The sequence below is a fragment of the Shimia sp. NS0008-38b genome (genome assembly GCF_040370365.1).
GTDB lineage: Bacteria > Pseudomonadota > Alphaproteobacteria > Rhodobacterales > Rhodobacteraceae > Shimia.
The window spans coordinates 12,642-26,182 of record NZ_BAABWQ010000002.1 but is presented as its reverse complement, the minus strand read 5'-3'; the positions used below and the strand labels follow the sequence as shown (position 1 = coordinate 26,182).

The 13,541-nt window shown below is 57.4% G+C and carries 13 protein-coding genes; 9 read left to right on the top strand and 4 right to left on the bottom strand.

The features are described from left to right. Positions 1 to 777 (top strand): SDR family NAD(P)-dependent oxidoreductase, encoded by a 777-nt coding sequence (locus ABWV47_RS06190; protein WP_353312030.1) that lies wholly within the window; start codon positions 1 to 3, stop codon positions 775 to 777. A 43-nt stretch (positions 778 to 820) separates the two neighbouring features. Next, entirely contained in the window at positions 821 to 1,240 is a 420-nt protein-coding gene (locus ABWV47_RS06185) for a PaaI family thioesterase (RefSeq protein ID WP_353309686.1), read from the top strand. Here ABWV47_RS06185 and ABWV47_RS06180 read toward each other — a convergent pair. Continuing rightward, a complete protein-coding gene (locus tag ABWV47_RS06180) occupies positions 1,237 to 2,643 on the bottom strand; it encodes an aminotransferase class V-fold PLP-dependent enzyme (RefSeq protein WP_353309684.1) in 1,407 nt (468 codons plus the stop codon). The two genes, ABWV47_RS06185 and ABWV47_RS06180, sit on opposite strands and share 4 nt — an antisense overlap. A gap of 93 nt (positions 2,644 to 2,736) precedes the next feature. On the opposite strand from ABWV47_RS06180, the gene ABWV47_RS06175 reads away from it, so the two are divergent. The 6 genes from ABWV47_RS06175 (at position 2,737) to arsJ (ending at position 7,394) form a co-directional block, all read left to right on the top strand. Then, positions 2,737 to 3,213 carry an Lrp/AsnC family transcriptional regulator gene (locus ABWV47_RS06175; RefSeq protein ID WP_353309682.1) on the top strand — a complete coding sequence of 159 codons (477 nt, stop codon included), beginning with the start codon at positions 2,737 to 2,739 and terminating at the stop codon, positions 3,211 to 3,213. An 88-nt stretch (positions 3,214 to 3,301) separates the two neighbouring features. After that, complete coding sequence (locus ABWV47_RS06170) at positions 3,302 to 3,634, top strand: ArsR/SmtB family transcription factor (RefSeq protein WP_353309680.1); 333 nt, start codon at positions 3,302 to 3,304, stop codon at positions 3,632 to 3,634. Between the two features lie 13 nt (positions 3,635 to 3,647). After that, positions 3,648 to 3,872, top strand: a complete 225-nt coding sequence (locus tag ABWV47_RS06165) for a hypothetical protein (protein WP_353309677.1) — start codon at positions 3,648 to 3,650, stop codon at positions 3,870 to 3,872. After that, positions 3,865 to 4,923, top strand: coding sequence for an ACR3 family arsenite efflux transporter (gene arsB / locus ABWV47_RS06160; protein WP_353309674.1), 1,059 nt, complete (start codon positions 3,865 to 3,867; stop codon positions 4,921 to 4,923). Before ABWV47_RS06165 ends, arsB begins: the two co-directional genes overlap by 8 nt. A 13-nt stretch (positions 4,924 to 4,936) precedes the next feature. Beyond that, positions 4,937 to 5,947: an ArsJ-associated glyceraldehyde-3-phosphate dehydrogenase gene (locus tag ABWV47_RS06155; protein ID WP_353309671.1), complete on the top strand. Its 1,011-nt coding sequence runs from the start codon at positions 4,937 to 4,939 to the stop codon at positions 5,945 to 5,947. A gap of 178 nt (positions 5,948 to 6,125) precedes the next feature. Continuing rightward, on the top strand, positions 6,126 to 7,394 hold the full coding sequence (gene arsJ, locus ABWV47_RS06150) for an organoarsenical effux MFS transporter ArsJ (protein WP_353309668.1): 1,269 nt from the start codon (positions 6,126 to 6,128) through the stop codon (positions 7,392 to 7,394). Here the strand turns inward: arsJ and ABWV47_RS06145 are convergent. From ABWV47_RS06145 to ABWV47_RS06135, 3 genes are all read right to left on the bottom strand, one after another. Continuing rightward, the gene (locus ABWV47_RS06145) at positions 7,391 to 9,049 is read right to left on the bottom strand and encodes an adenylate/guanylate cyclase domain-containing protein (RefSeq protein WP_353309665.1); all 1,659 of its coding nucleotides are present in this window, start codon (positions 9,047 to 9,049) and stop codon (positions 7,391 to 7,393) included. The genes arsJ and ABWV47_RS06145 overlap by 4 nt on opposite strands. A 150-nt stretch (positions 9,050 to 9,199) precedes the next feature. Further along, on the bottom strand, positions 9,200 to 9,472 hold the full coding sequence (locus ABWV47_RS06140; protein WP_353309663.1) for a hypothetical protein: 273 nt from the start codon (positions 9,470 to 9,472) through the stop codon (positions 9,200 to 9,202). Between the two features lie 640 nt (positions 9,473 to 10,112). After that, entirely contained in the window at positions 10,113 to 11,294 is a 1,182-nt protein-coding gene (locus ABWV47_RS06135) for a hypothetical protein (protein ID WP_353309661.1), read from the bottom strand. Positions 11,295 to 11,391: 97 nt separating this feature from the next. Here ABWV47_RS06135 and lepA point away from each other — a divergent pair, with 97 nt between their 5' ends. Continuing rightward, the gene (gene lepA / locus ABWV47_RS06130; protein ID WP_353309658.1) at positions 11,392 to 13,194 is read left to right on the top strand and encodes a translation elongation factor 4; all 1,803 of its coding nucleotides are present in this window, start codon (positions 11,392 to 11,394) and stop codon (positions 13,192 to 13,194) included. Positions 13,195 to 13,541 lie beyond the last annotated feature (347 nt).

The following is a 13,541-nucleotide window of genomic DNA, read 5'->3' as shown; positions in this document are numbered from 1 at the left end:
ATGTATCAAGACAAGGTGGTCATGATCACAGGCGCGGCCAGCGGCTTTGGCGCCATGGCCGCAGACCGTTTTGCCCAGCACGGGGCAAAGCTGGGGCTTTCCGACATCAACGGCGCGCATTTGGCCGAGTTAACACGCACATTGCGCGCCAAAGGCGTCGAGGTGGTCGCTGATGAGGTGAACGTAGCCGAGGAGGCGCAGGTCGCGGCTCATGTGGCCAATATCGCGGAGGCATTTGGCACCATAGATGTGGCGATAAACAACGCAGGCATCGGGCATGCTATGCGTCCGCTGCAATTCCTGACCGCCGAAGATTTTGACTTGATGATGAACGTGAACGCCAAAGGCGTGTTTCTCGGCATGAAGTATCAGATCCCCTTAATGCAAGAGGCCGGGCAGGGGGCGATTTTGAATGTTGCGTCGGCAGCGGGGCTCGTCGGCTCCGGTCATTTGTCGCTTTATGCTGCGGCCAAACACGCGGTTGTTGGCCTGACCAAAGCGGCTGCGGACGAGAATGCCACCCGTGGTATTCGGGTGAATGCACTGTGCCCGTCCTTTTCGGCCACGCCAATGGTGGACGAGATGGCAAGTATGGTTGGAGAACGCACTGGTTTAAGCCGCGAAGATGCTCTGGCCCGTATTGCGTCCCGCGTGCCAATGGGGCGAGTGTCAGAACCAGAAGAGGTGGTGCAGGCCATGCTTTGGATCAATGCGCCGGACAACAGCTTCATGACTGGTCAAGCCATTGCCATTGATGGTGGCCTGACGGCCGTTTGACGGCCCTGCCAACCTGCGACACGAGACCTGAAAGCATAATGCCATGAGCCACGCCCCACTTGACCCTTCTTTGGAAGAAGCACCCTATGAGTTGCAAAAACACCTTGGCTTTAGGCTGACCCATTGGGACGTCGACTATGCCCGGCTTGAGCTGCCAATCGCGCCACATCTCATGAATCGCGCAGGCATCCCGCACGGCGGCATCTATGCGACGCTTTTGGATACGGTGATGGGCTTTGCGGGATGTTACACAGGCGACCCGTCGCACAAACGCTTGGCGCTGACCCTGTCAATGACGACCAATTTCCTGTCTCGGCCCAAAGGCAAGGGGCTGATTGCGGAAGGCTGGCGCACAGGTGGCGGCGCCAAAACCTTCTTTGCTGAAAGCACCATTTCCGATGAAACCGGCGAGATCATCGCGCGCGGCTCCGGCGCCTTCAAATATCGCGCGACAACGCTTTAGCCAGCCAGCGCCTGCTGCATGTCTTGGTCCCAACCGCGTGCCAGTTCAGACACGGACGCCAAGACAAAATCCACAGTATCATCGTTCATCAACACACTGAGATTCAGGCGCACAAAACCGGGTTTGCTGCCGCCTGAACCAAACAGGATGTCCGAACGGATGTCATCGGACGTGTGATCGTGAATATTCAACAGGGCATGCACGTAGGGCCCGGCACAAGAGCACCCACCACGCGCCTGAATGCCGTAGTGTTCTGATAGGGCACGGGTGAACTCATTGTGGTCGATCCGTGCGCCTGAAGAGGTTCGGGGCACAAATGACAGAATTGGCAGCCGCGCCGCGCGGGTGGATGCCAGAACGTCCACATGTGAATCTGCATCCCAAGCTGCAAAGGCCCGTGACGTCAATTCTGCATTGCGCTGCGCCATTGTCGCGTCGCCAATCACATCCTTCACAGTCAACGCCAATCCCACGCGAATGTCACCAACGACATTGGGCGTCCCGCCTTCTTCGCGCTGTTCCAGTCGGGTCACATAGTCATGCTTATGCGCGTTCACAAATGCCACGGTGCCGCCACCCGGACGGTAAGGAACACGGGCGCTCACCGCGTCTTCGCGCACCACCAGAACGCCACTCGCACCGGGGCCTCCGATATACTTGTGTGGCGAAAACACCAGCGCATCAACTTCAACGCCGTTTGCTGGGGTCATCGACATCGGCAGGTATGGGCCTCCGCCCGCATAGTCCCAGACCATCAATGCATCATATCTTTTGACGAGTCGGGTGATCGCCGCCACATCAGTGCACACGCCAGTGACATTGGCAGCAGCACTCATGGCAACGATCACGCGACCCGTCAGCCCTTGTTCCGCGAGTGTTTGGGTCAGGGCACCTCGGTCCGGTCCGGGCAATGAACCCTCCGGAATTTCAATGACTGTCGCGCCGCTTTCGCGCCATGGCAGCAGGTTTGAGTGATGTTCATACGGGCCTACAATCACAGTGTCGCCTTCTCCCACTTGCATCAAATGCACAAGTTGGTTCAGGCCGCTGGTGGCACCCGATCCCGAAAAGATCACCGCGTGCTCTTCCGCACGCGCGCTGCAATGATTGCGTACAACGGCCCGTGCACCTTCACGCAAAGCGCCCATGCGGGCGCCACAGAAAGACGCGTCGGTGTGGGTGTTGGCGTAGAACGGCAAAACCTCTTCCATGACAAAGGTTTCAACCTGTCGCAGCGCCCGCCCTGACGCGACATAATCTGCGTAAATTAGCTTTTTGGGTCCAAAGGGCGTGTCAAAGGTCGCGTCCCCCCCAATCAATCCGCCGCGCAGGAAACCCAATGTGTCTGGCGCATTGCGCAAGCTGTCTGCAAAACGGGTAAATGGGGCGGTCAGATCTTTCATGGTGTCCTCTTTGCTTGGTTGGCAGAAATTTAGATCACCAATGTTGAAAAAACTTCATCGTTTTCACCGTGATTTGCGATATGTTGTGGTCAAATGATTGAAAAGGTCGCCCAAATGGACAGTTTTGATAGAAAGATACTTGATGTTCTGCAACGGGACGCTTCTCTGTCGCAACGCGAAGTGGCAGAACGAGTCGGATTGTCACAGAATGCGCTTTGGCGCCGTTTGAAGCGGTTGGAGGAGGACGGCGTGCTCCGCGGCACGCATATGCGCATAGATCCCACCGCTCTGGGGCTTGATCTAACGGTGTTTGTGATGGTGCGCACCCGGAACCACTCGGTGGAATGGGCGGAAAGCTTTCGAAAACATGTTTCCCGCATTCCTCAGGTGGCGGAGTTACATCGCATCGGAGGTGATTGGGACTACATGCTCAAGATCGTCACCTCCGGCATGTCAGGCTATGATGCTGTATACCGGCGGCTCACCACTGGCTTAGAGCTCGACACTGTCACGGGTTATTTCTCCATGGAAACCATGCTTGAAGGCCGTCCGTTGGATGTCTTTAGCTGACCGTCAACTCAAGCTGTCATGAAAATTTCACAGTGGCGAGTCAGATGCCGTCTTGCCGAATCTTCAATACATCCATACTTCGTGAATTATGGAAAAGTTAGCTGCCCTCACCGCCTTCTCAGCCTTATCCCAAGAAACGCGTCTGGATGCGTTTCGCCTGTTGATTCAGGCAGGTGAGGCAGGTCTGAGCGCCGGTGAAATCGCCGAAACGCTGGATGTGCGGCAAAACACTCTGTCCGCCAACCTCTCGGTTCTGTTGCAGGCGGATCTGCTGCGCAATCAACGCGAAGGGCGCAGCATTCGTTATTTTGCCAATACGGACGGGGTGCGCGGCCTGCTGGGGTTTCTGTTGGAAGACTGTTGCGGCGGGCGCCCCGATCTATGCCAGCCGCTGATCAAAGATCTAAATCTTGGTTGTTAAAGGAACCGATCTCATGTCGGACAAAACCTACAACGTCTTTTTTTCTTTGCACTGGCAACGCACGGTGTTCTCCGAAACCTACCGCATGTTGCGCAATCGCATTTCAGTCTTCGTCAATCTTCCAATCGCAAGTCTGGACGCCATCGTACTGCAGCAAAAGCTGAATGAAATTGGCGATCAGCAAGCCGAAGACAGTCTTACAGCCATCCGCAAGCATCGAGAGAAAAACGGTGAGTGATCACACAACACAAATCAAAGCGGGCCTAGGCACTTTTGAGCGACTGTTGTCGCTATGGGTGGCCTTGGCCATTGCTGTTGGGCTTGGGTTTGGTAGCCTGTTTCCCACCCTATTTGGCTGGCTGGCGAGCCTCGAAGTCGCCTCTGTCAACTTGCCGGTGGCCGTGCTGATCTGGGCGATGGTTTACCCGATGATGGCGGGCATCGACTTTGGCGCAATCGCAGATGTCGGACGCAAACCCAAAGGCTTGGTGATCACACTTGTGGTGAACTGGCTGATCAAGCCTTTTACCATGGCCGCGTTGGGTGTGCTGTTCTTTGAGCACATCTTTGCCCCTTGGATCGATCCCCAAACCGCGAGCGAATATCTTGCGGGCGTGATCTTGCTGGGCGCGGCGCCTTGTACTGCGATGGTCTTTGTCTGGTCCAATCTCGTGCGGGGTGACGTCAACTACACGTTGGTGCAGGTCAGTGTGAATGACGTGATCATGGTCTTCGCCTTCGCGCCCATTGTGGCCTTCCTGCTGGGAGTGACCAACATCGTGGTGCCGTGGGAAACACTCATCCTATCGGCGGTGCTCTACATATTGCTCCCACTGATCGCTGGCTATGTCACGCGTAAGCGTTTGATCGGGCAGGGGGGTGAGGTGGCGGTCGACGCCTTCCGAGACCGCCTGCGCCCGACCTCTGTGAGCGGTCTGCTTCTGACTGTTGTGTTGCTGTTTGGCTTTCAGGCACAAACGATCCTGACTGAGCCGCTCAACATCCTGCTGATTGCCATTCCTTTGCTGATCCAGACCTATGGGATTTTCTTCATCGCATATGGCGCCGCTAAGCTGTGGAAAGTGCCTTTTGAAGTTGCGGCCCCCTGCGCGTTGATCGGCACATCCAACTTCTTTGAACTCGCCGTTGCTGTGGCAATCTCGCTTTTTGGCCTTGGGTCTGGCGCTGCGCTCGCCACGGTCGTGGGCGTCTTGGTCGAAGTGCCTGTGATGCTCAGCCTTGTTGCTTTTGCCAACCGCACCCGCGGCTGGTTCTCGTCTCACTCTTGAAGGAACACTCCTCATGACCAAAATCGCAATCAATGGCTTGGGCCGCATGGGCAAGCTTGTGATCCGCAGCTTCTTTGACCTTGGGTTGGATGCCGAAATCGTCCTGCTCAATGACCCATCGGGTGACGCCGAACTGCACGCGCATCTGCTCGAATTTGATACGGTGCATGGCCGTTGGCGCGCTGATTTCGCCTATGACGCGGACAGCATCACCATCGACGGCCAAAAGATGCGCAAAACGGCTGCCTGGAGCATCGAAGAGTTGCCACTCGAAGAACTGGGCGTGGACCTCGTGGTGGATTGCACCGGGGTCTTCAAAACCAATGCCAAGTTGCAGCCCTATTTTGATGCTGGTGTCAAAAAGGTTGTGGTCTCGGCCCCGGTCAAAGAAGACGATGTCGCCAATATTGTCTACGGCGTGAACGATGCCACCTATGACGCGGCCATGCACAAGGTGATCACAGCCGCCTCCTGCACCACCAACTGTATCGCCCCCATTGTCAAAGTGGTGCGTGAAAAGCTGGGCATTGAGCAGGCCAGCTTCACCACAATCCATGATGTGACCAACACCCAAACCATCGTGGATCGGGCCCACAAAGACCCGCGACGCGCACGTTCTGCGCTCAACAGTCTGATCCCAACCACCACCGGCTCCGCCAAAGCCATCATCCAGATTTTCCCGGATATGGCCGGTAAGATCGACGGCCATGCCGTGCGCGTGCCACTGTTGAACGCCTCGCTGACGGATATTGTCTTTGACGTCAGCCGCGACACCACCGCCGAAGAGGTCAACGCCTTCATGGCCGAGGCGGCCGCTGGCGAGATGGAAGGCATTCTGGGGTATGAAACCCGCCCGCTGGTCAGCTGTGATTTTACCAACGACGACCGGTCCACAATTGTCGATGCCCTCTCCACCCGTGTTGTGAACCATCGCCATGTCAAAATCTACGCATGGTATGACAACGAGTGGGGGTATGCCTTCCGCTTGGCTGATGTGACCCGCATGGTTTTGGCCAGCATCTAATGCCCTCTTGGCTCGTGCCGCAGGCACGGGCCGCGCCCACCCCTCCCCTCAGGAGGGCGCATGTGCGACGTTTCATCAAACACTGATGTAGATCGTTGTGTAGTGCGGGTGGCAATTTCAGTTGTTCCTTGCGCCCACCTAGGCTCGGGCGCGTCCCTCAGAGACCGCGATAACCGCCATGACCGACGCACAGACCCAAAAAACGCCACCAAAGCCAGATGGCCTCGCCGCCTACATCACCGTCACCGCCGCCTATTGGGCTTTCATGCTGACGGACGGCGCGCTGCGCATGCTTGTGCTGCTGCACTTCAACGGTCTTGGGTTCTCGCCCATCCAGCTTGCATATCTGTTCTTGTTGTATGAGGTCATGGGGATTGTCACCAATCTCTCCGCCGGTTGGATCGCGGCGCGCTTTGGACTGACCTCCACGCTCTATGCCGGTCTCACAATCCAAATCCTTGCGCTGATTGCGCTGGCCCAACTCGATCCCGCGTGGGGCATCACCGCCTCCGTGGTCTTTGTGATGTGCGTGCAGGGCGCCTCTGGCGTGGCCAAAGACCTCTCCAAGATGTCTTCCAAATCCGCCGTCAAATTGCTCGCACCCAAAGACGGCGGTGGGTTGTTCCGCTGGGTGGCTTTGCTGACGGGTTCCAAAAACGCGGTCAAAGGCTGCGGCTTTTTCCTCGGCGCAGCGCTCCTGGCCATATGGGGCTTTCACGTCTCGGTCTGGGGCATGGCCATCATCCTCACCGTGATCCTGATTGGTGTGATGATCTTTATGCCCGCAGGCCTGCCGCAAGGCTCCAAGAAGGCGAAGTTTTCCCAAGTCTTCTCCAAAGACAAAAACGTCAACCGCCTGAGCCTTGCCCGCATGTTCCTTTTTGGCGCGCGCGATGTGTGGTTTGTGGTTGGCATTCCCGTCTACTTCAATGCTGTGCTCAGCGATGGCACTGCTGAGGGTCGTCGCGAGGCCTTTTTCATCATTGGTATTTTTATGGCTGTGTGGATCATTCTCTATGGCGCCGTGCAGGGCAACGCCCCCCGTATTCTGAAAGCGGCCAGTGCAACGCCCAGTGAAATCACCGAAAAAGCCATCAATTGGGTTGGCTATCTAACAATGGTGCCGCTTGTGCTGACGGCCGCTGTGTTGGTGTTGGACACATCTCTGTCACTGACGGTGATGCTGATCACCGGGCTGCTGGTCTTTGGCTTCATCTTTGCTGTGAATTCAGCGGTGCACAGTTACCTGATCCTTGCCTTCACCTCAGATGAACGTGTGACTATGGATGTGGGGTTTTACTACATGTCCAACGCCGCTGGTCGCCTGATGGGCACCTTACTTTCGGGCCTCAGCTACCAAATCGGGGGGCTGTCGCTCTGTCTGTTCACCGCCGCTGTTATGTCCGCGCTCAGTTGGCTGGCGGCCCGACGTCTGCGTCACGCTTAGACGGGATCAGCTTGGGGATGGGTTGCGGTGTTGATCCACTCTAGCTCTTGCGGCAACGCCAGTCGGTTTATCGCGACTGACGGCGTTTTGGGCAACACCGCAGCCGCAGCCCGCGCGGCTGAGAGCCCTTCCGCATCTCCCGCTTTGTCGCAGACCAAGGCTTTCAGGAGCTGAATACCTCGGTCAGTGGGCCGCAAATCGGCCACCGCGATGGCGGCTGCTCGGGCTTTGTCCAAGTGGCCCGCCGCCAGATACACCCGCGCCACAAACGCCAATCGGATCATCCGAAACGGGTCTTCACTCCCCCGTTTTACGTAGATGTCCAGCGCCGCAACCGCATCCTCGAACCGCGCGTCAAGCAAGGCGGCTTGGGCGATCAAATCAGACGTGCCTACGAAACTTGGGTTGATTTCACGCGACCGCTCCATGTCCGCCATCGCACCGGGCAGATCGCGCAGCACCCGCAACCGATAGGCGCACCGCGCCCAGAACACAAAATCACTGGTCGACGCCTCAGCCACCGCCATATCCAGATCACGCCCCACCTGTTCCAAGGCTGCCACATCCGGCGTGGCAAACTCGACGGACCACATATTCAAACGGCTTTGCGCACGCATCGCCAGCGACATGCCGTTGTTGGGGCTCAGCAGAACAGCCCGATCTAACGCCGCCAGCCCCTCGTGCCAGCTGTCTAAGGTTTGCTGAAAATACTTGGCAGCCGCACGTGCGCGCAATTCCGACACGCTCAGCTGGTTGTTGTTCAAATGGGAGAGCCGGTTGCCGTCATGCTGAATGGTCTGCAGCCGTACATCCGCCTCCATGCGCGGAAGCATGTCGTCCACAAAGGCAAACGGATCGCTCAGATCTCCCTCGTATGTGCCAGTCCACAATGTGGTCAGGTCTTCGCGCATGATCAGCGACAAGGTGAACCGCGCCCGCGACCCCGCCGCGCGCAAACGTCCACGCACCAGAAACACGGTTGGTGTGGTGTCCAGACTTCCGGAATCCACGGTGGTGATGCCGGTGCGTCTCAGAGAATGCTGCACAATCCCATCATGCAGGTCGAGCGCCACGGCTTCGGTCTCTTCCGTCTCCGGGACGGCCACAAACGGTTCAAATCCAATGGAGGGCAGCTCTCCTGCATTGGGGGCGGTGGACAGGTTGGCTGGGCGCCACTGATACAGCCGAATGGGCGTGGCAATGTTTTTGAGATTGAACATGCCGGCGTCGCGCAGTTCGGTCTGGCGCGCCCGTGAGAGCCGTCGAAACAAATCTTCGGAAAACATCGCGCCACCGGGAGGCGCTTCGGTCTCGATCCGCTGGGCAATGTTCACGCCATTGCCGTAAAAATCCGCCTCGTCCTCGACAATTTCGCCGATGTGACAGCCAATACGCAGCTTGATCACATCATGTTCCGCAAGGCGGCTCTGCACCTCTTCTGCGCAATCCAACGCAGCCTCAACACCGGGGAAAGACAGAATCCATCCGTCGCCCATACGCTTGAGCACTTCGCCGCCATACGTCTTGGCGACAGGTTCTAAATGCTCATTGCGCAGGGCCTGCACTGCGGCCACGGCAAGGTCCTCGTCTTCGCCCATAAGGCTGGAGTACCCTACCAAATCTGCACACATCAAAGTGGTCAAGCGACGGCGCATGAATGTCTTCCCTGAGAGTGTGATCCGCCGTTTGTAACCCCTGTTACAGCCCCCGGATCCTTTTGGTCTTCGACCAGAATTTCGGGTGTATAGGGGCAGTTATCAAGGGGCACCAGAGAATTCGCTCACATAACGTTTCTATCTGGAGCGTCAGTGGAAGGCAGAGTTGACCTGAGACTGGGCAGCCATCAACGGCGCATGGGAGGACACGGGCGTCGTGTCCGTCTGTTGTCCCCCAGGCGCAGCCGTCGGTTCAAAATACCAAAACGCGGTGGCGAACAGCACGATGAAAAGCCCAAGGTTGTAGGCCAAAGCCCGTGGAACCTGCGCCACATACCGGCGCCGGTCTTTCACTTCGTCCGGCTTTAGAAACGACAATTCCCCACGCCGCGAATGCTGTTTTCGGGCCCTCCAGCCGTGCATCGTGACCTCCTCAATATGGTCGGCAAACACAGGATCATGACTCTATGGCATATTTGTGACCGGGGGAGGGGGGAGACGTTTCTGCTTTGCAGGATCCCCCATGATCCGAAGGGTACCCCCTACCGACGGGGGCTTGCGGAGCAAGGTCCCGAGAGGGGACCCTCCCCCGTCAAACCAAAAGGTTTGCCTCCGGCAAACTGGGAGGGCGTTTCGCACCCACCCATGGTCAGGCACCGCTCTGTCCGAGGCCACAGACAATTAACCGGATCATTTATGATCCGGATCGCACCCGACCCCGCCCCCCAGGGCAGGTGCGATTGTGCTAGGTTGGCGTCATGCGGAAAGGCTTGTTTGATTTGCAAGGTCTCGAGAAACAGAAAACCGCCCACGGTGCCGGGTGCGATCCTATGTTGCCTGACACCAACAAAAGACATCTTTAGCTCGGCACCGCCGAGCAGCGCCTGACCCTCCCCCAGGAGGGCGCTTTGCACCCACCTAGTGTCAGGCGCTGCTCTTTCCGAGGCCACAGGCAATCAACCAGATCATTTGTGATCCGGGCTCTGACTCAATCTGTGGGGTGGGGTTCCAACTCACAATGTCAACGCCCGCGGAGCTCGGTAGGTCGGGCCTCAGCCCGGCGTTATCCCGGAGGCAAGGTCTTGGCATACTCCCAAATGGCTTTGACCACCGATTGCACACCTTCGTTCTCTGCTGTGAAAAAGGCAGCAGTTCCTCGGATTGCCCATTTCGTGCCGGTCGTTCCAATCTCTTCCGCCGCTTTCTTCGCCGTTATGCCCCCAAGCTCGGCGCAATAGACCGTGAATTTCTTTGCAATTCCAAGCAAGACCTCTGCGATTTTCTTGAGGCGCGAAGGCGACGGCTCCGGTTTCTCGATCTCTTCTTCGAGCTCAACCAACGTGTCCCAAATCAACGCGACATCCGTTTGGAATAGTCCAATCGTATCGTCGATCGCCTCAGGTGGCTGATTGTGCAATCGACTGGGCAATGCTTCGAGTTGCTTAACTTTCGCAAGCTGTTCCTTCAAAGCCACCACTTCGCGCTCAAGTTCCCACTTGGCTTCAATCCGCGCAATCTCCCGTGCAACCGCTTCTGGGCCCGAATCCCAAATGTCATCGCCGATCAAAGCCACCTGCAATTGCAGGTCCCAATCCAGCGGTTGCCCTTCCAGCATCCCGCGATACCACCGTCGCCAGAAATCCCATGTCCCCTTGGGATCTGGGAGCGCTTTGAAAGTGTGCCAAAGCGCTAGCACTTGCTGAACGCCCTCCCCATCTGGCCAAAGCCTTTCGTTGAAAACTCCAGTTGTGCCGTTTGCGTCAATGGATTGGCAGTCCGCGAAAGACGCTGCTTGCATTTGAGGAGCGAAAGCGTGCGCTGATGAGCCGTCTGCAAAAACGGCAGCGCCTTTTTTCTCGCCAAGGCCCGAAAAAATAACCGAGCTAGCCGCAGAGCTTCCAGCGCTATGGGCTGAGAACGGTGACAAACCGCCGGAATCGCTTATCCGGGTTGCATCAAGCAGCGCTTTTTCGGAAGTAGAATTGGCTCTAAAACGCTGAAGTGCAGACCGCACATCTCTTAGATCTATTGAAGAACATGTGCTTGCAACTGCAGACATTAAGTCAAGCATCAGGCACAGCATCAGCAAGTCAGCCCCCTCAAAACTATCAAAGGATTGTTCGACGCCGGCCATCGCTGTTGGCAGAATACGCAGTGCGTTGCGGGTCGCAATCGCACTGCTGAAGCTTGCGTCCTGCGTCACCAGCCAATCGACAAGCTGACCTATGTCCTCAATCTTATCCAAATCCGCCCCCTCAAAACCCGTATTCACCCCAAATAACTCACCCCACACCCTACAGCCCTGCTTGACCAAGACAAGATTCCCCCTCATATCCCGCTGCATGAGCACTGATCTGTCCAAAATCCGCAATTTCTCCATTGTCGCCCATATCGACCATGGCAAATCCACCCTTGCTGACCGCCTCATCCAAGAGACGGGCACGGTGCAAGATCGCGACATGAAGGAACAGCTGCTCGACAGCATGGACATCGAGCGTGAGCGCGGCATCACCATCAAGGCCAACACCGTGCGCATCGACTACAAAGCCGACGATGGCGAGACCTATGTGCTCAACCTGATCGATACCCCCGGCCACGTGGATTTTGCCTATGAGGTCTCCCGCTCCATGCGTGCGGTTGAAGGCTCGCTCTTGGTGGTGGACAGCTCCCAAGGGGTTGAGGCGCAAACACTGGCCAATGTCTATCACGCCATGGAGGCCGACCACGAGATTGTGCCTGTGCTCAACAAGATCGACCTGCCAGCCTCTGATTGTGACCGTGTGGCGGAACAGATCGAAGACGTCATCGGCATCGAGGCCACCGGCGCCATCCAAGTCTCTGCCAAAACCGGACAAGGTATCCATGAAACCCTTGAGTCCATTGTCAAAGACCTGCCCGCGCCAACCGGCACGCTGGATGCGCCTCTCAAAGCCATGTTGGTGGACAGCTGGTATGATGCCTATCTGGGCGTGATCGTGCTGGTGCGGATCATGGACGGCACCCTGAAAAAGGGCCAGCGCGTCAAATTTATGTCCAACAACACCCTGCACACTGTGGACCGTGTTGGTGTTTTCCGCCCCGAAATGGAAATGGTCGACAGCCTCGGCCCCGGCGAAATCGGCTTCCTCACCGCCTCGATCAAACAGGTGCGTGACACGCGTGTGGGTGACACCATCACCAACGACCGCAACGGCACCGAAGAGGCGCTGGACGGCTTTAAACCCGCACAGCCGGTGGTGTTCTGTGGTCTGTTTCCGGTGGACTCAGCCGAATTCGAAGACCTGCGCGACGCCATCGACAAACTGGCGCTCAACGACGCGTCTTTCTCCTTTGAAATGGAAACCTCCGCCGCGCTGGGCTTTGGCTTCCGCTGTGGTTTCTTGGGCCTGCTGCACCTTGAGGTCATCCGCGACCGCATCGAGCGGGAGTACAACATCGAGCTCATCACCACCGCGCCCTCGGTGATCTACCACGTCTACCTGAAAGACGGCACGCAGATCGACCTGCACAACCCCGCCGACATGCCCGACATGTCCACCGTGGACCACCTCGAGGAGCCGCGGATCAAGGCCACCATCCTTGTGCCGGACGACTACCTCGGCGACGTGCTCAAACTCTGCCAAGACCGTCGTGGCATTCAGATGGATCTGACCTATGCCGGGTCGCGCGCCATGTGTGTCTATGACCTGCCGCTCAACGAGGTGGTGTTTGACTTCTATGACCGCCTGAAATCGGTGACCAAAGGCTACGCCTCCTTTGACTATCAGATGGAGGATTACCGCGAGGACAACCTTGTGAAGATGTCCGTGCTGGTCAACGACGAGCCTGTGGATGCGCTCTCCATGATGGTGCACAGAGATCGCGCAGAGCAACGTGGCCGCGCCATGTGTGAAAAGCTCAAAACCCTGATCCCGCGCCACATGTTCAAAATCCCGATCCAAGCGGCGATTGGCGGCAAAGTCATCGCGCGCGAGACTTTGAGCGCGCTTCGCAAAGACGTGACCGCCAAATGTTACGGCGGCGACGCCTCGCGGAAACGGAAACTGCTGGACAAGCAGAAAGCCGGTAAGAAAAAGATGCGCCAGTTCGGGAAAGTGGATATCCCGCAGGAAGCATTTATTAGCGCGCTCAAAATGGACGACTAAGTCGTCCAGTTTCGAGCGCGAGTGCGCGGAAGCGAAGGCCACGCCTTCGCGGGCGCACCCCGGAGTTTAAGGCACGCAACGCCAGCCCCAATCCCCCAAGGCTGCTCAATCGAGCGGCCTTTCCTCAATCATCAGCCCCAAACCGCCAAGATTTGACCCGCACATAGGTCGGCAAGGCCGACCCGCCCCCGACCCTCCCCACGGGAGGGGGCTTCACCCCCACCCAGGGTCGCGGGCAGGTCTTTGTGCTGAGTGAAGTACGTTTCAAGTTTGGCAGAGGTCTTTCTGGAAGCACTGTTTGCCACCACCCCAAGGATCGCATTCGACCCCGAGGGCGGCTCACCACT